We start from the raw sequence: 21,383 nt of genomic DNA, 5'->3' as shown, positions 1-21,383 counted from the left end.
CATCTCGGGCGCGCTTTTCTTTGCCTACTTTCTTTGGCAAGACAAAGAAAGTAGGTCAGCCCCGGCAGGGGATGAAACAGGGGTGAACCACAAACGCCCACCCCGCGCAGAGAAACAGACAACAACATCAGTTCCCAGCACTATCCGTAGGCGTATTAAACGAATCCCGCAGCAAATAACTCATCGGCACCTCCAGATTCACCCCATTCGGCGGAATCGGCTGCTGAAACCACTTCTTGTACAGCTTCGGCACCTCACCATCGACAATCAGCCGCGTCATCGACTGGTCGATCAGCTTCTTGAACTCCGGGTCTTGCTTGCTGAGCATGATCGCGTACGACGACACAAGTTGCGTCTTGCCCGTCATGCGGTAATCAGCCGGGTTCTTGGCCGTGGCGCGCATGCCCGAGAGCAGAATGTCGTCACCGGCAAACGCATTGGCGCGGCCATCGGCCAGCATGGCGAAGGCGCTGCGCAGGTCGTTGGCATCCACCACGTGCATCGTCATGCCTGTCTCGTTGAGCTTGCGTGCGAGATCGGCATTGCTCGATCCGCGCGCGGCCACCACGGTCTTGCCGTTCAGGTCTTCCCATTGCTGGATCGGCGAGCCAGCCTTCACCAGCATGCGGCCCTTGGTGATGTAGTGCGGGATCGTGAACGCGACTTTCTCACGGCGCTCGCGCGAGTTGTTGGTCGAGCCGCATTCCAGATCGGCCTTGCCCGAGGCAACCACGTCCATGCGCGTGGCGGCTGTCACCGGCACGTACTGCACCTTCAGGTCGGGGCGCTTGAGCGAGGTCTTGATCGAATCGATCAGGCGGGAGCAGATATCGATCGTGTAGCCGACCGGCTTGGCGCCATCAAGGTACGAAAACGGAATCGAGTCTTCCCGATACGCCACATGCACCGTGCCCGAATCGCGGATGCGATCGAGCGTCGGGGTGGCGGCAACGGCGGTGGACGGGAAGACAGCGGTGGAAACAGCAGCGGGAACGGCAAGCGCGGCCAGCAGCCACGTGCGCGCAGCGAACGGCATCGTCAAAGGTCCTAGGAGAGGTTCGGGCTTCTAATGGCCAGCCGACCGCATCGGGGCCCTATCGACGCGGCCGTGCGCGCAATCGATTGCCGGGCGACATCCGCCCGGCTGCGCAGCATTGGCTGGGGCGCGCCGTCACTCCCCCCGGGAATGCCAAAACGTGAAGCAATGTTACGCGCCGCCATGGGCGCGCATTATGCGCTGAATGCGGGTATACCCTCAAGCACCTTCTCTGTGCATGGTCGATCAGCGTTGCGCTAATCCGCCACCTTGTCGGTCGGGAACTTGAACGAGTCGCGCAGCAGGAAGCTCATCGGGATCTCCAGCTTCACGCCATTGGGCGGAATGGGTTGCTGGAACCACTTTTTGTAGAGCTTTTCCGCCTCGCCATCGAGGATCGTGCGTGACATGGCCAGGTCGATCACCTTCTTGAACTCCGCGTCGTCCTTGCCGAGCATGATTGCGTATGGCGCCACCGCCAGGTTGCTGCCGACGACCGCGTAGTCCGCCGGGTTTGGCGACGTCGCCCTAAAGCCATAGAGCAGCACGTCGTCCATCGCAAACGCATCGGCCTTGCCGGCCGCCACCATGCCGAAGGCTTCGGCGTGGTCGCGGGCCTCCACCACGTTGACCTTGAGCACGCGCGCATCGGCCATCGCGCGGATCTGCCCGCCGTTTGTGCTGCCGCGCGTGGACACCACCGTCTTGTTGTTGAGGTCTTCCCAGCGGTGGATGCTCGAACTGATCTTCACCAGCATGCGGCTGCTGGCAATGTAATGCGGAATAGTGAACGCTACCTTCTCGCGCCGCTCGCGCGTGTTGTTGGTCGAGCCGCATTCGAGGTCTGCGCGGCCCTCGGCGATGGCGCCGATGCGCGTGGCGGGCGTCACGGGCACGTACTGCACCTTCAGGTCGGGCCGCTTGACCGCCACCTTGATCGCGTCGACCAGCCGCGCGCAGAGGTCGATCGAATATCCCACCGGCTTGCCGCCATCGACATAGGAGAACGGTACGGAGTTCTCGCGATACGCTAGCCGGACAGTGCCGGTATCGCGGATGCGGTCAAGCACGGGGGATGCAGCCAACGCCTGGAAAGCGCACAACGCCAGGCCGGCCGCGAGCAAGGCGCGGGTCGGGTGCGGCACGGGATGTCTCCTGTCTGGTTATTTTTCTGGTGCCGGCGCGCTCGCGCGGCTCCCCCACCCTAGGCGATGTGATCTTTCATCCCGCTTTCACGCCGGTATTCCCGCGTTTCTCTTTACAGCGTCTTCATACGGGCCACGCGCGTTGCAGCACCGCACCCAGCTCCTGCGCATGCCCATCGAGCGTGCCGAACACGCGGCCATGCTGATGATGGAAGCGGCTGGCAATGAAGCGTTCGGCGTCGTCCGGGTGGGCGTGGGCCAGCATCAGCGCGGCCTGTGCCGTGAGCGCCAGCCCCTGCGCGATGCGGCGCGCGGAGGTTTCCTGGATGTCGCCCGGCTGATGCAGCATTGCCTGCAGTGCAGCCAGCTCCGCGCGCACGGCACGGTGGCCCTGTGCGCGCTCGCCAATGTCGTGCACGAGGCGTAGCGCGTCGTCCGGCGTGCGGGCGATGGCACGCAGCACGTCCAGGCACATCACGTTGCCCGAGCCTTCCCAAATGGAATTGACCGGCGCTTCGCGGTACAGGCGCGCCATCGGGCCTTCTTCCACGTAGCCGTTGCCGCCCCAGACTTCCATGGCCTCGCCGGTCGCCTCGATGGCGCGCTTGCAGACCCAGAACTTGGCGGCGGGCGTGACGATGCGCTTCCACGCCGCGGCCAGCGGATCGACATCGGCACGCTCGAACGCGTTGCCCAACTCCATCATCAGCAACGTTGCCGCCTGCGATTCGAGCGCGAGGTCGGCCAGCACATTGCGCATGAGCGGTTGATCAGCCAGCAGGCGGCCGAAGGCCATGCGGTGGCGCGCGTGGTGCAGCGCCTGCATCAGCGCGTGGCGCAGGATGGCCGCGCTGCCGATCACGCAATCCAGCCGCGTGTGCGTGGCCATCTCGATGATGGTCGGAATACCGCGCCCTTCCTCGCCAATGAGGATGCCCTCCGCGCCGCGGAACTCCACTTCGCTGCTGGCGTTGGACCGGTTGCCGAGCTTGTCTTTCAGGCGCTGGATCTGGATTGGGTTCTTGCTGCCGTCGTCACGAAAGCGCGGCACGAAGAAGCACGACAGCGGCCCGTCTTCCGCGCCCATGCGTGCCACCACAAGATGCGCATCGCACATCGGGGCGGAGAAGAACCACTTGTGTCCGGTGATCGCGTATGTGGCGCCGCGGCCCTCGCCGCGCAACGGTGTTGCCACCGTGGTGTTGCTGCGCACATCGGAACCGCCCTGCTTTTCGGTCATGCCCATGCCGACGAGGATGGCGGTCTTCTGGCGCCACGGCAGATCGCGTGCGTCGTGTTCGCGGGCGTAGAGACGCGGCCCGAGGTCGGCAAACAGCGCCGTCTCTTTTTGTAGAACGGGGATGCTCGCGAACGTCATCGTCGCCGGGCACAGCGTGCCGGATTCGATCTGCGCCTGCATGAAGTAACCGGCGGTGCGCGCGGCCCATGCACCGGCGCGCGGCTCGGCGAAGGGCAGCGCCTGCAGCCCCTGGCTGCGCATCAGCCCGAGCAGCGCGTGCCACGCGGGGTCGAAGCGGATGGCGTCGATGCGCTCGCCGGTGCGGCTGTGGGTGTGGAGTTCGGGGTGGTAGGTGTTGGCCTCTGTGGCCCACTGCAGCGTCTCGGGCGCGCCGAGCTGGTCACCGAAGGCTTGCAGCGCGCTGGCGTTCCAGCCGCCACCCAGGCGTTCGAGTGCGCTTTGCAGCGTGGTGTCGGACGTGAAGGGGTTGAAGCCGGTCAGGTCCGGGACCTGGTTGAAGACGCGGTGGGTGGCCTCGGTGGGCATTTGGGGTCTCCTGGCGTGGTGCTTTTGGTTGTGTGGGCCATGGTAGACCACCGGCGGTGGAGGTGGGTGGAGGGGGATTTCTATACGGTTGCCGCTTGCAAGGCGGCCCCATCCCACTCGAGGAACAGATACACGCCCTTGTCCTCCACCAGTCGAAACCCCATTCGCTGATACAAACGCTGAGCGGGGTTGAAGCGCTCCACATGGATCTGCACGCGTTTTCCTGAAGCGCGGGCCTGCGCAAATACAGCAGAAAGCACCGCGCCGCCGATCCCCGAACCGCACCGCTCCGGCACCAGCGAGATATCGATGATCAGCAGGGCTTCCTGCCGGTGCTGCAGGTAGATCCGCCCGGCAGGTACGCCCTCCTGTTCGATCACGAAAAATTCCGCGTCGGGGTAGGCAAAGTAGGCGCGTTGCTGTGCATCGAACTGCATCCGGACAAACTGCGCCTTCTGTTCATCGGTCCAGCCGGTCGCCTGCAGTTCGGCTTCGCGGGTGGTGCCGTAGAGGTGCAGGAGGAAGGGCTGGTCTGCGTCGGTCAGGGGGCGCAGTGCGGTGCCGGGCCGTTCAATGCGGAAGACGGGCATGCGGTGCCTCAGCTGAGATTGAAGCAGGCTTGGTATCGGAAGCCGTCGGCACTGCGTTCGACCGGTACCAGAAAGATCGCCTGTTCGGGCAGCGTGTCGTGCTGCAGGAAGTACGTGCCCTGCTGCAGCGTGAACGAGGCATCGCCTGTAAAGAACAGCGAGAACGCCTGCTGGCCCGGGCGTGCCGCGGGTGTGGTCACTTCGTTCAGTCGCAGAGTGAACTGCGGATTGGGGATCTGGCCGGGCTCCTGGAGCACGGAGAACGCGGTGCCGACATGCGGCTGGAACAGCTCGGCGGAGAGGGTCATGGGGGCAACGAAAAGACGGATGCGGAAATCGGGGAGCCGAAAGGCGGACCGGTGCGACATGCGCGGCCGGTCCGCCACGAGGGCTCGGCTTACGGACGCGTCGGCCAAGCGCCCTGCAGGGCGATGCAGTAGTTCATCACCAGGTATGGCTGCATGTTTTCGTGCGGCAGACTGCCGCCGGCTATGCCGACTGCCTGCGGGGACAGGGTCGTGAGGGCCGGGGACGAATCCGTCGCGATGAACGCCTGGTTGAATGTCACCTGGAAGCGCGACGGCAGACGGCCTGCTGCCGTTTGTGAAGCTGCACGGCTGTTGTCACCGTATGCGGTGTGCGTGTGAGCGGGCATCTCCTCGCTCAACAGCGTGACCGTCGACGAGCCTTGCAACTCGTTCGGCACGCCGTTCTGCTCCGTGCCTACTACTGCCCGCCCCCGCAGGTCGGGCAAGCCGAACGTGCTCGTGCCGTTGCCGCCATACATGGTGCCCAGGATCGAGAACAGCGCGGTGTTCTGTGAGATCGGCATGATCGCGCCGTCGCAGGCTGCCCAATCCACCGGGGCAAAGTTGAAGCCGAAGACCCGGATCTCTCCGAGGAATTGATCAGACATGGGGTTCCCTTTTCGACTCAGCCTTGCGACGGGTAGATGCCCGCGGTGGCAATGATGTAGTTGATGGAGACCGTCGGCATTTGATTGGTATGTGGCTGATTGCCACCGGCCTGCCCGATCGTCTGGGGGGCCAGTGCGGCCTTGCCCGGCGGATTTGCCGTGCCGGCGTCGTAGAAGCCCTGCGCGTTCGGTACGGTCGCCAGCAGTGTGCTGGGGCCGGGCGTGATGGTGGTGGCGGCTGCACTGGTGCAGTTGATGGCGTGGTTGTGCCCCGGAATCTGATCAGTCGTCAACGTCACGCTGTCGACGCCGAACTGCTGACCGATCAGGCGGTTGGTGAGCCCTAGGCCCTGCCCTTGTCCCACGGGAAGCTTCCCTTGCAGGTTCGGCAAGCCGAAGTTGCTCTGGCCATCGCCACCGTAAGTGGTGCCGAGCAGGGTGAAGAGGACCTCGTTCTCGGATATGCCAATGATCTGACCCTGGCAAAGCAGCCAGCCCACCGGGGCATAGTTGCCAGCGAACAGGCGGATTTCGCCAACGTATGGTTCTGCCATGAGTGATCTCCTAGCCGCGTGACGGGTACACGCCGGTCAGCGCGATGATGTAGTTCAGCGCCAGCGAAGGCTGCATGTTCTCGTGCGGCTGGTTGCCGCCGCTGCTGGAGCCGCAGGCTTCGCTCGACAGTGGCGTCAATGTGCCCGGGGCGCCGTAAAGCAGGGTGCCCGCGCTTGGGGGCCCCGGATTCGTCGCGTTGTAAATGTTGCTGGTGGCTAGAAGATGGTTCTGCGTGATGCCGGTATTCGGCAATGTGGCAGGCGTCGTCGATGCGGTGAATGAGTGGCTGTGCGCCGGCAGTTGCGGGGTCGACAGCGTGACGGTCTCGACGCCACCTACCTCGCCCTGCACGTAGCCCTGGAGGTCGCGGTGCAGCGGCGTGCGGCCGCGCAGGTCCGGCAACGCGAAGTTGGTCGTGCCATTGCCGCCATACTGGGTGCCCAGCAGCGAAAACAGCGCGGTGTTCGTCTGGATGGCCAGCAGTGCGCCATTGCACAATGCCCATCCTTTTGGTGGAAAAGGAAATCCACAGAGGCGAATCTCGCCCAGGTATTGATCCACGACCCCTCCTCGTAATGTGGCATCGCCACGATATTGAATTCTTCGCTTCAGAGCAGAAATTTTTCTATTAATGGTTTCTGCGTCTCAATTTGATTGCCAGACTGGTCATGGCGTATCACCAGACATAATGGACGGAATTTTCGCGTTGCCCGCATGAAAACCTGTGTCACGGCAGCAGAGCGTGCCAAAAGCGCTACATCATGCCAATTCATCCGAAAGTTGGTATTGACGCAGTGGGACCGTTTTTCTAGCATCGCGCTGGGATCGCTGCGTCTGTTCATATAAAAGATAAGAAAGCCGCATTGATCGATCGGGGGTGTTTGCAGGGTTAACACTGAGTTATTGCGAGGCTATGCTCTATGCAATTGACTGCAGGTGTTCAAATCTATGCGTTATTTCCCCTCGTCATCGGGAAGTGCCTGATGGGGATCCGGCACTGATTTTCCCAATACACCACAAAAGGAAAAGCCCGTAACAGCGGGCGGAACGAGGGGGGAAATACGCGTGCTGAAAAGAACCAGCCCGTTTTGCCGGCGAGGGGTCGCCGTATGGTTAATGTTTCGACGCCTGGGGGAAGCGGGGCGCGCGTGGATGCGTCGGGGCCTGCTGGCTTTTTTGGCGATCGGGTTGATGTTGTTATCGCAGGCCGCGCTTGCAAACATCTCGTGCTCTGTCTCGTTTTCGATGCAGCAGAACACGACGAAAACCTACACGCTGACCCCCAGTGAAAATACGGCATGTGACCCGATCAACTCAGGGTTGGCGTTCGACACCGTCGGGGATCAAAACTTCAACTCCACCTCGGGTGCCGTTACTACGCCGACCACGCAGGGCGGCACGTTTTATATCTTCGCGAGCGTTCCCGGCGGCAGCGGTGCCGACAACGGTTTTGTCTACACGCCACCAAGCCCCTCTTTCAGCGGCACCGATACGGCGACGTTCTTCATCACGGATAACGGCGGGGCTTGGACTGCGACAGGTTTTTTGACGATTACCGTCATCCCAACATCGCCCACCGTAACCAATATCTCGCCCACCGCGGGCCCGACCGCCGGCGGCACCTCCATCACCATTACCGGCACCAATTTCGCCGGCACCACGGCCGTCAAGTTTGGCGCGACCAACGCAAGCAGCTTCACCGTCAACAGCGCTACGTCGATCACAGCTACCTCGCCCGCAGGGGCGGCCGGTACGGTTGACATCACCGTGACGAACGCTAGCGGAACCAGCACCACCAGCGCGTCTGATCGTTACACCTTTGTGGCGCCTCCCGTTGCGAACGCGGTCAGCACCACCGTTGCACACGGCAGTACAAGCAACCCCGTCACGCTGAATATCACCGGCGGCGCGCCGACCGGCGTGGCCATCGCAACGCAGGCAGCGCACGGCACAGCTACCGCGTCGGGCACGTCGATCACCTACACGCCGAGCGCGTCCTACTCTGGCCCGGACTCATTCACGTACACGGCGACCAACGCGGGTGGCACGTCCGCGCCGGCCACCGTGACTGTCACCGTGTCGAATCCGACGGTCACGTATGGGCCGTCCTCGCCTGCAGGCGGCACGGTGGGTACGGCTTATAGCCAAACGCTGGCTTCGGCCAGTGGCGGCACGGCGCCTTATACCTACACGATCGCGTCGGGCGCGCTGCCAGCCGGCATCTCGCTGGCCAGCGACGGCACGCTGTCGGGCACGCCCACGGCGGGCGGTACGTTCAACTTCACCGTGACGGCCACCGACAGCAGCACTGGCACCGGCCCGTTCACGGCGACCAGCGGCGCGCTCACGCTGACCGTTGCTGCACCGACGATCACGCTCTCGCCGTCCTCACTGACCAATGCCACCGTTGCAACGGCATATAGCCAGGCGATAACGGCCAGCGGCGGCACGGCGGCCTACAGCTACGCCATCACTTCCGGAGCGTTGCCGGCTGGCCTCGCGCTCAGTTCTGGCGGCGTGCTGTCGGGAACGCCCACGGCAGGGGGCACGTTCAACTTCACCGTGACCGCCACCGACAGCAGTACCGGCAGCGGTCCGTATACGGGCAGCCGTGCCTATTCGCTGATCGTCAATGCACCCACGTTGGCGATCACCCCGGCATCGGGCAGTCTCAGCGCTTCAGCGGGCGTCGCTTACAGCCAGACCTTCACAGGCAGTGGCGGTCTAACGCCGTACACCTACAGCCTGGCGGTCAATAGCGGGACGATGCCGACCGGTCTCTCGTTCAACACCGGCACCGGCGTGTTGTCCGGTACGCCCACCACCACGGGCGTGGTCAATTTCACGGTGACTGCCACCGACCACGCAACCGGCACGGGGCCGTACAGCACGTCTGGCACCTACACGCTGACCACCTCGGCGCCCACCATTACCGTGTCGCCCACCACGCTGACTGCGGCAACTGTCGGCGCCGCCTACAGCCAGACTGCCACGGCCAGCGGGGGTGCCGCGCCTTACAGCTACGCGCTGACTGCTGGCGCGCTGCCAGCGGGCTTGAGCTTGAACGGCAGCACCGGCGCAATCACTGGTACGCCCACGGCGGGCGGCAACTTCAACTTCACCGTCACGGCCACCGACGCCAACAGCTATACCGGCTCGCGTGCGTACACCCTGACGGTCAACGCTGCCACCGTCACGGTGAGCCCGAGCACGTTGCCGGGCGGTACCGTCGCTACGGCATACAGCCAGACCCTCTTGGCGAGCGGCGGCACAGGTCCCTACACGTACGCCGTCACGGCTGGTTCGCTGCCGACGGGGCTGACGCTGTCCAGCAATGGCACGCTGTCGGGTACGCCCACGGCGGGCGGCGCGTTCAACTTCACTGTCACCGCGACTGACAGCAGTACCGGAACCGGCCCCTACACGGGTAGCCGCGCCTACTCTCTGACGATTGGGTCGCCCTCCTTGATCATCACGCCGGCCTCGGGTTCTCTCAGCGGTGTGGCCGGCACCGCTTACAGCCGCAACTTCACGGCAAGTGGTGGTACGAGCCCGTACACCTATGGCCTCGTGGTCAACAGCGGCGCCATGCCCGCGGGCCTGACGTGGAACGGCGCCACCGGCACGCTGGCAGGTACCCCAACAACGGCCGCCACGGTCAGCCTTACCGTCACCGCTACCGACAGTTCGACGGGGACGGGCGCTCCATTTGCGGTAAGCGGTGTCTATACGCTCATCATCGCCGCGCCTAGCGTGACGGTATCACCGGCCACGCTGCCCAACCCGGCGATTGCATCGGCGTACAGCCAAACCGTCACGGCAGCCAATGGCACCGCGCCGTACACCTACGCCGTGACGGCGGGTGCATTGCCGGCAGGCCTGAGCTTGAACACCACCACCGGCGTCCTCTCGGGCACGCCCACCGCAGGCGGAACGTTCAACTTCATCATCACGGCGACGGATGCCAATAGCTTCACGGCCAGCCGTGCCTACAGCGTCACCATCGGTGCGCCCACGGTCACAGTGAGTCCTGCGGCCGCTAACCCGGCCCAGATCACCACGGCCTACAGCCAGACCTTCAGCGCCACCGGCGGCACCGCGCCTTACACGTACGCCGTGTCCACCGGTACGTTGCCCGCGGGCCTCAGCCTGAACGCCAGCACAGGCGTTCTGTCGGGCACGCCCACTGCGCTGGGCAGCAGCACGTTCACCGTGCAGGCCCGCGACAGCAGCACCGGCACCGGGGCCCCGTACACCGGTACACGCAGCTACACGATCACGGTCGGCCAGGTGATCGGCACCGCGCCTGCAATCACGGCGACCACCATGTCGACGGCACCGATCACGCTGCATGCAACGGCCAATGCAACGGGCGGTCCGTTCTCGTCCATCGCGATTGTCAGTCCGCCTGCCAGCGGCACCGCCGTCGTCAACGGCCTGGACATCGTCTACACGCCGACCCCGACCACCTCCGGCGCAGTCAACTTCACCTATGCACTGATCAACACGGCCGGCACATCCGCGCCGATTCCGGTGACGGTCAATGTGAACGCCGTGCCGATTGCCGTGGCGCAGAAACAGGCCACTACGTCGTCGGGTCAGGCCGTGAGCGTGGACCTGACCGAAGGTGCCACGGGCGGCCCCTTCACAGGCGCGACGCTGGTGTCGGTGGTGCCAGCCAACGCCGGTACGGCCACGATCGTGCAGAAGGCCGTGCAGACACCGGCCGGCCTGAAGCCGCAGGCTGCGGCGGCATCGACGTACGTGCTGAACTTCACCCCGTCGGGCACCTACAGCGGCCAAGCCGTGCTGACGTACACGCTGTCCAACGCGTTTGCCACCTCGGCGCCGGCCACGGTGCAGGTGAGCGTGGCGCCGCGCAAGGACCCCTCGGCCGACCCGGACGTGGCAGGTCTGATCAACGCGCAAGTCCAGGCTGCGCGCCGCTTTGCCACCACGCAGATCGACAACTACAACCGTCGTCTGGAAGCGCTGCATGGCACGGGCCGGGCACCGTCAAGCAACGGTCTGACAGTCGCCATGCCGGGCCAGCGCGTAGACATGCAGGCGCGTTGCCAGGATGTGGTCGGCATTTCCGCGCACGATGCCTGCATGCGCGGTGAGGGCCAGGGCGTGCGGCCGTTCGCACGGGGCAAGCGCAATACCGATGCGGCCAACGGCAACGCCGACAAGTCGAACGCCGATGCCGGCCCTGACCTGCCCGGTGCCGACGCAGCCGGCGCGGGCCCGGACAACACCGACCCGAATCTCGCATTCTGGAGCGCCGGTACGCTCGACTTTGGTTTCGCCAACGCGGGCACGCAACGCTCCGGTTTCCGCTTCACCACAGGCGGTGTGACGGCGGGCGCCGATTACCGCGTGTCCGATCAGTTTTCGGTCGGTGCCGGATTCGGCTACGGGCGCGATTCCACCGACATCGGCAACGCGGGCACCAAGAGCACGGGCGATAGCTATAGCCTTGCGCTCTACGGCAGCTATCGCCCGCTGCCTTCGTTGTTCGTCGATGGTGTGGCAGGCTTCGGCACGCTCAGTTTCGACTCGCGCCGCTGGGTGACGGACTCCAACGACTTCGCCACCGGCAAGCGCAACGGCAAGCAAGTGTTTGCTTCCGTGTCGGCCGGCTATGAGCATCGCGATCGCACGTGGCTGATCTCGCCTTACGGGCGCCTGGCGGTCTCGCAATCGACGCTGGATCAGTTCACCGAATCAGGCGCCGGCATCAACGCGCTGACGTATTTCGACCAGACGGTGACAACGGTATCCGGCACGCTCGGCCTGCGTGCGGAATACACGCAGAAGACCAAGTGGGGCACGTTCCTGCCGTTCGCACGGGTGGAGTACCAGCACGACTTCAATGGGCAGAGCAATGCAGGGTTGGCGTATGCCGATCTGGCCTCGGCGGGCCCTGCTTATTACGTGCCGGGTACGCCGTTTGGGCGCGATCGCATGCAGATCGGGCTGGGAACGAAGTTCCGCACCGGGCCGCTCACGTTTGGGCTGGACTACAGCGTGATGGCCGGGATGGGCGGTTTGCAGCAGGGGGTTCGGTTGACGTTCGCTGCACCGTTCTGACGCAACAAGCGGTCAGCGCCCAACAAAAAGCCAGCCTTCGGGCTGGCTTTTTTTTCGGACGCGATGTCAGCGCATCAGGTAGCCGTCGAGGATGCCGCCGGTTTTTCTCCGGTCAGCAAGTAATGCATCAACTCCTTCACCGGCCGAATCGCCTCGCCAAACGGCAGCTTCCCCGCACCACGGAAGAACAGCCCGCGCTCCACATCCCCCCGCAGCGCCTGCGCCAGCTTCAGGTCAATGCAGAACTGCCCCACCTTGCCGATGCCATCCCGCAGTCCGCACGTCTGCAGGCAATCGAACCCCTGCAGGCAATCCCGCACCTTGGCCTTGGCCTGCAGCGCGCTTTCGCGTGACAGATAACGCGACAGCCACGGCGTCATCACGGCCCGCGCAGGCAGCCCCGCCACGCTGACGAACTCGCCGATATCGCCTTGCTCTGCGCCCGTCAGCACGCGCTTGAAGCGCACGTGCGCATCGCCCTCTTCCGTCACCGCAAACGCAGTGCCGAGCTGCACCGCAGCGGCGCCCTTGTCGAGCCAGTGCTTCACCTTGGCGTGCGAGTCGATGCCGCCGGCCAGGATGATCGGGATCTGTTCCGCAGCCAGCCCCAGCTTGATGAACAACTCTCGGCATTCGTCCAGCACGCGCGCAAACGAAAAGCGCTCGTCGCGCAAATCTTCGATGCGCGCGGCGCCCAGATGCCCGCCGGCGTGCGTCGGATGCTCGATCACCACCGCATCGGGCAGGCGCGACTTCTTCATCCACCGCTTGAGCACCACGCCCACGCCGCGCGAGTCGGAAAGAATCGGGATCAGCGCGACTTTCGGGTGTTCTGCCGTCATCTCGGGCAGGTCCAGCGGAAGCCCCGCGCCCATGACGATGGCATCCGCGCCACTCTCGCAGGCCTGGCGTACCAGCGCGGGGTGCGATTCCACCGCCTTCATCACGTTCACGGCGATCATGCCGTTGCCCTGGCTGCCTTCACGCGCGGCGCGAATCTCGCGGTCCAGCGCGACGAGGTTGGCGGCGTTGATGGCGTCCTTGTCGCGCGATTTCTCGGTGGCGGCAACCAGGTCTGCGTGGTGATGCCGCAAGTCGATGCTGGCGATGGTGCCGACGCCGCCTTCGCGCGCCACGGCGCCGGCCAGCCGGTGCGCCGAAATACCCACGCCCATCCCGCCCTGCACGATGGGTACGAGGCTGCGCCCCGCGAGTGTGAACCGACGCTCCAGCATGACAACTCCCAGCGGCAGTGCCGCAATGCAATAGAAAAGGGATTGAGCGTCGCATAGGTGAAACGCAGCGGGGTTGCGCAAGATCAAGGCACGCTGCGCCGGTGCGCGCCGCCGCACATTGCATGGCGGTTTGGACTGAAATGACCCGTCGACCGTCACCTCAAGGGTTTTCGTGCTAGCAACGCCGGCGGCCCTGTGCTTAAATTCAGCCTCGTTGGATGAAACAGGGGTGCCGTACGGATGGGCCGTGCGGCTGAGAGAGTCCCTTCGCACCCGATCCGGTTCGTACCGGCGTGGGAAGTTTCAGAACACCGCGTAGTCTCTGGCAGCCACCCATCAGTTCTTCGGGCCACGCCACCTCTCCCGGTTTCGTCCACTGCCTGCTCCACCAGGCCACAGAATCAAGGACGAGACCATGCCCCAAGCCAAAAACGCCCCCGCCGCATCGTTCGACTCGCTGCAGTCCGAGCTCGACCAGAAGTTCGCCTACCCGGCCTCCAGCAAGACCTACATCGCCGGCAGCCGCCCGGATATCCGCGTGCCGATGCGCACCATCAAGCAGACCGCCACGCGCACCGACAAGGGCGAGATGCTGAACCCGCCGGTGCCGGTGTACGACACCTCGGGCCCGTACTCCGATCCGGACGTGCACATTGATCTGAAGGCCGGTCTGGCCCCGCTGCGCGCCAAGTGGATCGACGAGCGCGGCGATACGGAAATCCTCTCGGGCCTGTCGTCCGAATACGGCCGCACGCGTGCCAATGATCCGGCCACGGCCCACCTGCGCTTTGCACAACTGACGAACCCGCGCCGCGCCAAGGCTGGCGCCAACGTGAGCCAGATGCACTATGCGCGTCGCGGCATCATCACGCCCGAGATGGAATACGTCGCGCTGCGCGAATCGCTGAACCTGCAAGCGCTGCAAGACAAGCCCGAATACCGCCAATTGCTCAAGCAGCATCCGGGTTTCTCGTACGGCGCCAACCTGCCGCAGCGCCCGGAAGACATCACGCCGGAATTCGTGCGTGCGGAAATCGCTGCCGGCCGCGCGATCATCCCCGCCAACATCAACCACACCGAGCTGGAGCCGATGGCCATCGGCCGCAACTTCCGCGTGAAGATCAACGGCAACCTCGGCAACTCGGCGGTGACGTCGTCGCTGGCCGAGGAAGTGGAAAAGATGGTGTGGGCGATCCGCTGGGGCGCCGACACGATCATGGACTTGTCCACCGGCAAGCACATCCACGAGACGCGCGAATGGATCCTGCGCAACTCGCCGGTGCCCATCGGCACGGTGCCCATCTACCAGGCGCTGGACAAGACCGGCGGCGTGGCGGAAGACCTGACGTGGGAGATGTTCCGCGACACGCTGATCGAGCAAGCCGAGCAGGGTGTGGACTACTTCACCATCCACGCGGGCGTGCTGCTGCGCTACGTGCCGCTGACGGCCGACCGCATCACGGGCATCGTCTCGCGCGGCGGTTCGATCATGGCCAAGTGGTGCCTGGCGCATCACAAGGAAAACTTCCTGTACACGCACTTCGACGAGATCTGCGAAATCATGAAGGCGTACGACGTGTCGTTCAGCCTGGGCGATGGCTTGCGCCCGGGTTGCATTGCCGACTCGAACGACGCCGCGCAATTTGGCGAGCTGCATACGCTGGGCGAGCTGACCAAGAAGGCGTGGGAGCACGACGTGCAGGTCATGATCGAGGGCCCGGGCCACGTGCCGCTGCAACGCGTGCAAGCCAACATGGACGAAGAGCTGAAGCACTGCTTCGAAGCCCCGTTCTACACGCTGGGCCCGCTGGTGACCGACATTGCCCCTGGCTACGACCACATCACCAGCGGCATCGGCGCGGCCAACATCGGCTGGTACGGCACGGCCATGCTCTGCTACGTCACGCCCAAGGAACACCTGGGCCTGCCGGACAAGGAAGACGTGCGCGAAGGCATCATCACCTACAAGATCGCTGCGCACGCGGCTGACCTTGCCAAGGGCTGGCCGGGCGCGCAGCTGCGTGACAACGCGCTGTCGAAGGCACGCTTCGAATTCCGCTGGGAAGACCAGTTCAACCTCGGCCTCGATCCGGAGAAGGCACGCGCCTTCCACGATGAAACGCTGCCGGCCGAGGGCGCCAAGATCGCACACTTCTGTTCGATGTGCGGTCCGAAGTTCTGCTCGATGAAGATCACGCAGGAAGTGCGCGACTACGCGGCATCGCTTGACTCCAACGCCACCACCGCCGTGAGCGGAATGGAAGAGAAGTCGATCGAGTTCCGCAAGAGCGGCAGCAAGATCTACAGCTAACCAACCGGTGCAATGCCAACCTCGACTTCATTCGACGTAACGATCCTCGGTGGCGGCCTCGCTGGCCGCCTGTGTGCCTGGCAACTCGCGCAAACGGGGGTGCCCCCTGCGCGCATTGCCGTGGTGGAGCGCGGCCCGCGCGACGGCAGCGGTGCCGCCGCGTATGTTGCTGCAGCCATGCTGGCGCCGTTGGCCGAAGCCGCCGTGGCCGATCGTTTCGTCGTCGACTTGGGGTTGGCAAGCCTGGCGCTGTGGCGTGATTGGTTGCCCAAGCTGCGCACGCCGGTCTTTTTCCAGGAGGCCGGCACGCTGGTGGTGTGGCATGCGGCGGACCGCGGTGAGGCATCGCTGTTTGCCAACCACGTGCGCAATGCCGCGCCGCCCGAGCGCGTGGCCGCCGATCTGCGTGCCGTAGACGCATCTGGCATTGCCCAGCTCGAGCCGCTGCTCGCACAACGCTTCACGCAAGGTCTGTATCTGGCGGGCGAAGGTCAGCTTGACCCGCGCGGCGTGTTGGATGCGTTGGCGACCGAGCTGGAAGCGCTGGGCGTGCAATTGCGCTGGAACACGGAAGTTGTCGATCCGAGCCCCGACGCGCTGGCCGCCGCGGGGCTGGGTGCGCGCCTCGTGCTCGATTGCCGTGGGCTCGGTGCCAAACCGCAGTGGCCACGCCTGCGTGGCCTGCGCGGCGAGGTGGCGCGCATTCATGCGCCCGATGTGTCGCTCACGCGGCCGGTGCGCATGCTGCATCCGCGCTACCCCCTGTACATCGCGCCCAAGCCGGGCAACGTCTACGTGATTGGCGCGACTGAGCTGGAATCCGACGACATGTCGCCGGCAAGCGTGCGCTCCACGCTGGAATTGCTCTCTGCTGCCTATGCCGTGCACCCCGCGTTTGGCGAGGCGCGCGTGCTCGAGCTGAACACGCAGTGCCGGCCGACGCTGCCCGACCACCGTCCGGCCATCCGCTGGGATGGCGCGGGCACGTTGTTGGTCAATGGCCTGTACCGGCACGGCTACATGATTGCGCCCGCCGTCACCCAAGCCGCGGTGGCAGCGGCGTGCGACGTGCTGGACGGCTGTGCCTTCGATACGGACGACTGCGAATGGCCCGCGCTGTTCGCTGACGCCGCATCCCCCGAACCTGTTTTGTCATGACGCTGAACGTCACCCTCAACGACCTGTCGCTCGCGCTGCCTGCGGGCAGCACGCTGGCCGATGCCATTGGTGCTGCTGCGCCGCAATTGCAAATCGCGCCGCCGTTTGCCGCATCGGTGAATGGCGACTTTGTGCCCAAGGCGCGCCATGCGCAGCACGCGCTCAACGCGGGCGACCGCATTGCACTCGTGCAGCCCGTCGTGGGCGGCTAGGAGTCTTCGATGACCACTACGAACCTTTCCGCCGTGGCGGACCCGCTGCGCCTCTACGACGAGACCTTCGCCTCGCGCCTGCTGCTCGGCACGGCGCGTTATCCGTCGCCGCAAGCGCTGGAAGACGCCGTGCGCGTGTCCAACCCGGCCATGCTGACGGTGGCGCTGCGCCGCCAGAGCGCGGGCTCGCCCGAAGGCGGCGCCGGCTTCTGGAAGATGCTGCGCGAACTCGGCGTGCCCGTGCTGCCGAACACCGCCGGCTGCTATTCCGCAGACGAGGCTTACACCCTCGCGCAGATGTCGCGCGAAGTGTTCGAGACGGATTGGATCAAGCTCGAAGTCATCGGCGACGACTACACGCTGCAGCCCGATACGCTCGCCCTGCCCGCCGCCGCCGAACGCCTCATCCGCGACGGCTTCAAGGTGCTGCCGTACTGCACTGAAGACCTCGTGTTGTGCCGCCGCCTGCTCGACGTCGGCTGCCAGGCGCTGATGCCGTGGGCTGCACCCATCGGCACCGGCCGCGGGCCCACCAACCCATACGGCCTGCGCCTGCTGCGCGAACGCCTGCCCAACGTGCCGCTCATCGTCGATGCTGGCCTGGGTGTGCCGTCGCACGCGACGCAGGTCATGGAATGGGGCTACGACGCCGTGCTGCTGAACACCGCTGTCGCGCAAGCGGGCGACCCGGTGGCGATGGCGCAGGCGTTTGCGATGGCCACGCAGGCCGGTCGCATCGCGCGCCTGTCTGGCCCGATGCCTGAGCGTGATGTTGCGCAGGCCAGCACGCCCGTTGTTGGGTTGCCGTTCTGGCATGCGGAAGAGAAGCAGGCATGAGTGCATCCGCCTTGCGTTTTTCCGCCGCGTGGCCGGAAGCTGCGGCCCTTGCTGCACAGATCATCGATCGCCATGTGGAAGCCTTTGGTCGCGCGCCGCACGCCTGGAGCGTGACCGATCGTGCTGACGAAGCCACCACTCCCAACACTGTCCTGCTGACGACGGATGCCGCGCAGGCCGAACGCGCGCGCTCCGCTGGCGCAGCCGTGGTGCTGACAGCAGCGGAAGGCGATCAGCGCATCGATACCGTGCACGACCGGCTCGGCGCGTACCGCTTCGCGTCTGCGGCACAAGGCAATGCATTCGATGCGCGCTTTGCCGCCATCTTCGGTGCGGCACTCGCGCTGGCGTTCGAACCGCGAGATGCGCTGTGCGTGGCGCGCGCGTGGATCGCCGAAGGCAATGCCGACGCGCTCGCCTGGCCGACGCGCTTCGACGCCCTGCCCCGCGTGCTCGAACCGGCATTGCCGTGCCCGACTGCAGCGGACCTCGCCTTTGCGCCGTGCCCGACGCAACTCGGCATCTACGCTGTCGTGCCGGACGCTGAATGGGTCGAGCGCCTCGTCGCGCTGAAGGTGCCGACGGTGCAACTGCGCTTCAAATCTGACAACGCGCAGGCTGTGATCGACCAGGTGCGCCGCGCAGAAGCCGCCGCACGCGGCAGCGCCACGCGTCTGTTCATCAACGACCACTGGCAAGTCACGCTGGACGTGCACGCGCAGGTGCCCAATAGCGGCATCTACGGCATTCACCTCGGCCAGGAAGACATTGACGAGGCTGACCTGGCGGCGATCCGCTCGGCCGGTTTGCGCCTTGGCATCAGCACGCACGGCTTTGCCGAAATGCTGCGCGTCGCGCCGCTGAACCCGAGCTACCTTGCACTGGGCGCCGTGTTCGCCACGCCCACCAAGACCATGCCGACCGTGCCGCAGGGCCTCGGTCGCCTGTTCGCCTACGCGGCGGCCATGCGCACGCGCGTGCCGGCCCCGCCGCTGGTCGCCATTGGCGGGATCGATCTGGCAGCGATGCCGCGCGTGCTGGAATCCGGCGTGGGCAGCGTGGCCGTGGTGCGCGCCATCACCCAGGCGGCCGATGTGCCGGCGGCGGTGGATGCACTGCAAGCGACGTTCGCGGCGCACGTGCGCGCGTAAGCATCGTCCGCCGCACGTCTGTGCGCTTGCGCCGCCCACCCGGGTTTTCGCTGACCTATCCTGTTCGTGCGCCGCTGCGGTTGTTGCCGCAGCGGCTTTCCAACACACGCTGCAGGAGACAAGACATGGCGGTCCAGCCCATCCCCGAGGGTTACCACAGCGTCACCCCGTACCTGAGCATCAAAGGCGCCGCGCGCGCCATCGACTTCTACAAGCAGGCCTTCGGCGCCACCGAAATCATGCGCATGAACGGCCCCAACGGCACCATCGCGCACGCCGAAATCCGCATCGGCAATTCGCCCATCATGCTGGCCGATGAATTCCCCAACATGGCCTGCGCCAGCCCCGACACGCTGCAGAGCACGTCGGTCGGCATGATGATCTACGTACCCAACGTCGACACCGTGTTTGCCAATGCGCTGAAGGCCGGCGGCACGGAAGTCCGCCCCGTGGTGGACCAGTTCTACGGCGACCGCTCCGGCACGCTCAAAGACCCGTTCGGGCACGTGTGGACCGTGTCCACGCATGTGGAAGACGTGGCGCCCGATGAGATGGGCAGGCGCATGGAGAGGTGGACGAAGGAGCAGGCGGCAGCATCGGCGTGAATATCGGTGTGGCAAAGAAAAAAGCGCGGATGAGAGCCGCGCTTTTTCTTTGTCCGGGTTGATTTCCTAGCGCGGCTGGCACGTCACCTGCACATTGTTCACATCCCCATTGACCGTACCGCTGCCATTGTTCACCACACAGTTGGCCGACGCGGGCTGCGTGCTGATCGTCACCACATAGCTATTGTCGAACGGCACCAGCCCGCCAAACACGAACGGGCCGTTGGCGGCCAGCGTGAGCGAATCGCGGCCGTTGTTGAGCAATACGATCGACTGGCCGCCGGGCAGCCCGGACAACGTCCCGCCAATCGAGAAGACGCTGCCGATGGGCGAGCCGAGGCTGATGTAGCCGTTACAGGCACCGAGCAGCGCGCACAGCGCAGCGAGCGGAAGGCAACGAACCAGCATGATCGGCAGGCGTTTCATGGCAGCTCTCCTGATCAGTCTTCCTCGACATCCACTTCGAGCGAACGCGGTGCGGCGAGCGGCCGCGGCGCGAACCCGTGGTTCAACGGACCGGCGCCGCGCCCGAGTGCCAGATGCCGGCCCGCGCCGATGGCATGCAGCAGGTAATCGAGCGAGGCTTCGATGGCCACTTCCAGCGCATCGCCGCGCGCCAGGTGCGCGGCAATGGCGGCGGACAGCGTGCAGCCCGTGCCGTGCGTGTGCGGCGTGTCGATGTAGGTATGCGCGTAGACGCGCTCGGTGCCGTCGGCGGTGACGAGCACGTCTTGCAGCACGCCGTCTTCGCCTGCATTGGACGCGGCGCTCAGATGCCCGCCCTTGAGGAGCACGGCGCGCGGCCCAAGCGCCAGCAGGTCGCGCGCGGCGGGCAGCATGTCGTCGGAGGCGCGCACCTCGCGGCCGAGCAGCGCGCTAGCTTCCGGCAGGTTCGGCGTGACGACCAACGCGCGTGGGAAGAGCCATTTCGCCATGGCTTGCACCGTGGCGTCGCTGCCGAGCGCTGCGCCGCTGGTGCTGACCATGACCGGATCGACGACGAGGTTGGCGATCGGGTGGCGGTCCAGCGCGGAGAGAATGGCTTCCACCACCTGCGGCGTGCCGAGCATGCCGGTCTTGGCCGCATCGACGCCAATGTCGCTTGCCACGGCGTCGATCTGCGCGGCAACGATGTCCGGGGTGAGCGATTCCACCGCCGTCACGCCCAGCGTGTTCTGCGCGGTGATGGCCGTGATGGCCGACATGCCGTAGCAGCCGAGCGCGGCAAACGTCTTCAGGTCAGCCTGGATGCCCGCACCGCCGCCACTGTCCGAACCGGCGATGGTGAGCACGCGCGGCACGTGCGAGGCGGGAGCGGCAAACGCAGCGAGGGTCGGGTCGGTGATCGTCATGTCGGTGCGAATGTTTGGGGGGTGTTTCGCACTATAGCGCTATCGCGGCCGGATCGACGCGCCGGCCTCTGACCCCGGAAGGCGGCCGTTTCAGGCCCAAGCGCGAAGCGAAAACCGTGGAGCGCGACGGTTTTTGGCTCGGGCGCGAGGCTCAAACCGTGAGGGGCGATCGTTTCCGGCCCGAAGGCGAGCCTCAGACCGTGGAGCGCGACGCCCTGACCCTCGATCACGAGGCCCAAACCGTGGAGCGTCACCCCGCGAGGGTCGAACGCGGGGCTCAGAGTGTGGCGCACCGCTGTCAAAGCACCATTTTGTTGGCTCTTGGAGAGCCGCGCGTGGGGCTCCGAGCGCCGTTCGCCACCCTCCAAGGCTGAAGCGTGAGGGTTGGAGCGTGGAAGGCC

General features: G+C 65.3%; 18 protein-coding genes and 1 riboswitch. Of the genes, 7 read left to right on the top strand and 11 right to left on the bottom strand.

Annotated elements, in window-relative coordinates:
- Positions 1-127 precede the first annotated feature (127 nt).
- From NG898_RS10050 to NG898_RS10015, 8 genes are all read right to left on the bottom strand, one after another.
- Complete coding sequence (locus NG898_RS10050) at positions 128-1,036, bottom strand: amino acid ABC transporter substrate-binding protein (protein ID WP_252692169.1); 909 nt, start codon at positions 1,034-1,036, stop codon at positions 128-130.
- 257 nt (positions 1,037-1,293) lie between these two features.
- The gene (locus tag NG898_RS10045; protein WP_252692168.1) at positions 1,294-2,181 is read right to left on the bottom strand and encodes an amino acid ABC transporter substrate-binding protein; all 888 of its coding nucleotides are present in this window, start codon (positions 2,179-2,181) and stop codon (positions 1,294-1,296) included.
- A 124-nt stretch (positions 2,182-2,305) separates the two neighbouring features.
- Complete coding sequence (locus NG898_RS10040; RefSeq protein WP_252692167.1) at positions 2,306-3,967, bottom strand: acyl-CoA dehydrogenase family protein; 1,662 nt, start codon at positions 3,965-3,967, stop codon at positions 2,306-2,308.
- An 80-nt stretch (positions 3,968-4,047) separates the two neighbouring features.
- Positions 4,048-4,557 carry a GNAT family N-acetyltransferase gene (locus tag NG898_RS10035; RefSeq protein ID WP_252692166.1) on the bottom strand — a complete coding sequence of 170 codons (510 nt, stop codon included), beginning with the start codon at positions 4,555-4,557 and terminating at the stop codon, positions 4,048-4,050.
- A gap of 8 nt (positions 4,558-4,565) precedes the next feature.
- Positions 4,566-4,865 carry a DUF6916 family protein gene (locus tag NG898_RS10030; protein WP_052672847.1) on the bottom strand — a complete coding sequence of 100 codons (300 nt, stop codon included), beginning with the start codon at positions 4,863-4,865 and terminating at the stop codon, positions 4,566-4,568.
- 89 nt (positions 4,866-4,954) lie between these two features.
- Complete coding sequence (locus NG898_RS10025) at positions 4,955-5,473, bottom strand: phage tail protein (RefSeq protein ID WP_045205189.1); 519 nt, start codon at positions 5,471-5,473, stop codon at positions 4,955-4,957.
- A 17-nt stretch (positions 5,474-5,490) separates the two neighbouring features.
- Positions 5,491-6,027 carry a phage tail protein gene (locus tag NG898_RS10020; protein WP_252692165.1) on the bottom strand — a complete coding sequence of 179 codons (537 nt, stop codon included), beginning with the start codon at positions 6,025-6,027 and terminating at the stop codon, positions 5,491-5,493.
- Between the two features lie 10 nt (positions 6,028-6,037).
- Positions 6,038-6,589: a phage tail protein gene (locus tag NG898_RS10015; RefSeq protein WP_252692164.1), complete on the bottom strand. Its 552-nt coding sequence runs from the start codon at positions 6,587-6,589 to the stop codon at positions 6,038-6,040.
- A 555-nt stretch (positions 6,590-7,144) separates the two neighbouring features.
- Here NG898_RS10015 and NG898_RS10010 point away from each other — a divergent pair.
- On the top strand, positions 7,145-12,121 hold the full coding sequence (locus NG898_RS10010) for a putative Ig domain-containing protein (protein ID WP_252692163.1): 4,977 nt from the start codon (positions 7,145-7,147) through the stop codon (positions 12,119-12,121).
- Positions 12,122-12,195: 74 nt separating this feature from the next.
- Here the strand turns inward: NG898_RS10010 and NG898_RS10005 are convergent, their stop codons facing one another.
- On the bottom strand, positions 12,196-13,356 hold the full coding sequence (locus NG898_RS10005) for an NAD(P)H-dependent flavin oxidoreductase (RefSeq protein WP_252692162.1): 1,161 nt from the start codon (positions 13,354-13,356) through the stop codon (positions 12,196-12,198).
- Positions 13,357-13,571: 215 nt separating this feature from the next.
- A riboswitch (TPP riboswitch) is annotated at positions 13,572-13,673 on the top strand.
- A gap of 98 nt (positions 13,674-13,771) precedes the next feature.
- Here NG898_RS10005 and thiC point away from each other — a divergent pair.
- The 6 genes from thiC (at position 13,772) to NG898_RS09975 (ending at position 19,630) form a co-directional block, all read left to right on the top strand.
- Positions 13,772-15,667, top strand: coding sequence for a phosphomethylpyrimidine synthase ThiC (gene thiC / locus NG898_RS10000; protein ID WP_252692161.1), 1,896 nt, complete (start codon positions 13,772-13,774; stop codon positions 15,665-15,667).
- Positions 15,668-15,679: 12 nt separating this feature from the next.
- Positions 15,680-16,825 (top strand): FAD-dependent oxidoreductase, encoded by a 1,146-nt coding sequence (locus NG898_RS09995; protein ID WP_252692160.1) that lies wholly within the window; start codon positions 15,680-15,682, stop codon positions 16,823-16,825.
- Positions 16,822-17,037, top strand: coding sequence for a sulfur carrier protein ThiS (gene thiS, locus NG898_RS09990; protein ID WP_045205182.1), 216 nt, complete (start codon positions 16,822-16,824; stop codon positions 17,035-17,037). Before NG898_RS09995 ends, thiS begins: the two co-directional genes overlap by 4 nt.
- A 9-nt stretch (positions 17,038-17,046) precedes the next feature.
- Positions 17,047-17,874 (top strand): thiazole synthase, encoded by an 828-nt coding sequence (locus tag NG898_RS09985; RefSeq protein ID WP_252692159.1) that lies wholly within the window; start codon positions 17,047-17,049, stop codon positions 17,872-17,874.
- Positions 17,871-19,025, top strand: a complete 1,155-nt coding sequence (locus NG898_RS09980) for a thiamine phosphate synthase (protein ID WP_252692158.1) — start codon at positions 17,871-17,873, stop codon at positions 19,023-19,025. The genes NG898_RS09985 and NG898_RS09980 overlap by 4 nt, the downstream gene beginning before the upstream one ends.
- A 125-nt stretch (positions 19,026-19,150) precedes the next feature.
- On the top strand, positions 19,151-19,630 hold the full coding sequence (locus tag NG898_RS09975; protein ID WP_252692157.1) for a VOC family protein: 480 nt from the start codon (positions 19,151-19,153) through the stop codon (positions 19,628-19,630).
- Positions 19,631-19,696: 66 nt separating this feature from the next.
- On the opposite strand, the gene NG898_RS09970 is transcribed toward NG898_RS09975, so the two are convergent.
- Both NG898_RS09970 and thiD read right to left on the bottom strand, forming a co-directional pair.
- The gene (locus NG898_RS09970; RefSeq protein WP_252692156.1) at positions 19,697-20,056 is read right to left on the bottom strand and encodes a DUF4369 domain-containing protein; all 360 of its coding nucleotides are present in this window, start codon (positions 20,054-20,056) and stop codon (positions 19,697-19,699) included.
- Positions 20,057-20,070: 14 nt separating this feature from the next.
- A complete protein-coding gene (gene thiD, locus NG898_RS09965) occupies positions 20,071-20,982 on the bottom strand; it encodes a bifunctional hydroxymethylpyrimidine kinase/phosphomethylpyrimidine kinase (RefSeq protein ID WP_252692155.1) in 912 nt (303 codons plus the stop codon).
- Positions 20,983-21,383 lie beyond the last annotated feature (401 nt).

Origin of the sequence: Ralstonia mojiangensis (genome assembly GCF_023955645.1) — a bacterium.
GTDB lineage: Bacteria > Pseudomonadota > Gammaproteobacteria > Burkholderiales > Burkholderiaceae > Ralstonia > Ralstonia mojiangensis.
This window is presented reverse-complemented; position numbering and strand designations above follow the sequence as displayed.

Excerpts from the sequence above, each read along its gene's own strand:
- NG898_RS10050 (WP_252692169.1), bottom strand. The coding sequence starts at position 1,036 with ATGCCGTTCGCTGCGCGCACGTGGCTGCTGGCCGCGCTTGCCGTTCCC.
- NG898_RS10040 (WP_252692167.1), bottom strand. The coding sequence starts at position 3,967 with ATGCCCACCGAGGCCACCCACCGCGTCTTCAACCAGGTCCCGGACCTG.
- NG898_RS10035 (WP_252692166.1), bottom strand. The coding sequence starts at position 4,557 with ATGCCCGTCTTCCGCATTGAACGGCCCGGCACCGCACTGCGCCCCCTG.
- NG898_RS10030 (WP_052672847.1), bottom strand. The coding sequence starts at position 4,865 with ATGACCCTCTCCGCCGAGCTGTTCCAGCCGCATGTCGGCACCGCGTTC.
- NG898_RS10025 (WP_045205189.1), bottom strand. The coding sequence starts at position 5,473 with ATGTCTGATCAATTCCTCGGAGAGATCCGGGTCTTCGGCTTCAACTTT.
- NG898_RS10020 (WP_252692165.1), bottom strand. The coding sequence starts at position 6,027 with ATGGCAGAACCATACGTTGGCGAAATCCGCCTGTTCGCTGGCAACTAT.
- NG898_RS10010 (WP_252692163.1), top strand. The coding sequence starts at position 7,145 with ATGTTTCGACGCCTGGGGGAAGCGGGGCGCGCGTGGATGCGTCGGGGC.
- NG898_RS10005 (WP_252692162.1), bottom strand. The coding sequence starts at position 13,356 with ATGCTGGAGCGTCGGTTCACACTCGCGGGGCGCAGCCTCGTACCCATC.
- thiC (WP_252692161.1), top strand. The coding sequence starts at position 13,772 with ATGCCCCAAGCCAAAAACGCCCCCGCCGCATCGTTCGACTCGCTGCAG.
- NG898_RS09995 (WP_252692160.1), top strand. The coding sequence starts at position 15,680 with ATGCCAACCTCGACTTCATTCGACGTAACGATCCTCGGTGGCGGCCTC.
- thiS (WP_045205182.1), top strand. The coding sequence starts at position 16,822 with ATGACGCTGAACGTCACCCTCAACGACCTGTCGCTCGCGCTGCCTGCG.
- NG898_RS09985 (WP_252692159.1), top strand. The coding sequence starts at position 17,047 with ATGACCACTACGAACCTTTCCGCCGTGGCGGACCCGCTGCGCCTCTAC.
- NG898_RS09980 (WP_252692158.1), top strand. The coding sequence starts at position 17,871 with ATGAGTGCATCCGCCTTGCGTTTTTCCGCCGCGTGGCCGGAAGCTGCG.
- NG898_RS09975 (WP_252692157.1), top strand. The coding sequence starts at position 19,151 with ATGGCGGTCCAGCCCATCCCCGAGGGTTACCACAGCGTCACCCCGTAC.
- NG898_RS09970 (WP_252692156.1), bottom strand. The coding sequence starts at position 20,056 with ATGAAACGCCTGCCGATCATGCTGGTTCGTTGCCTTCCGCTCGCTGCG.
- thiD (WP_252692155.1), bottom strand. The coding sequence starts at position 20,982 with ATGACGATCACCGACCCGACCCTCGCTGCGTTTGCCGCTCCCGCCTCG.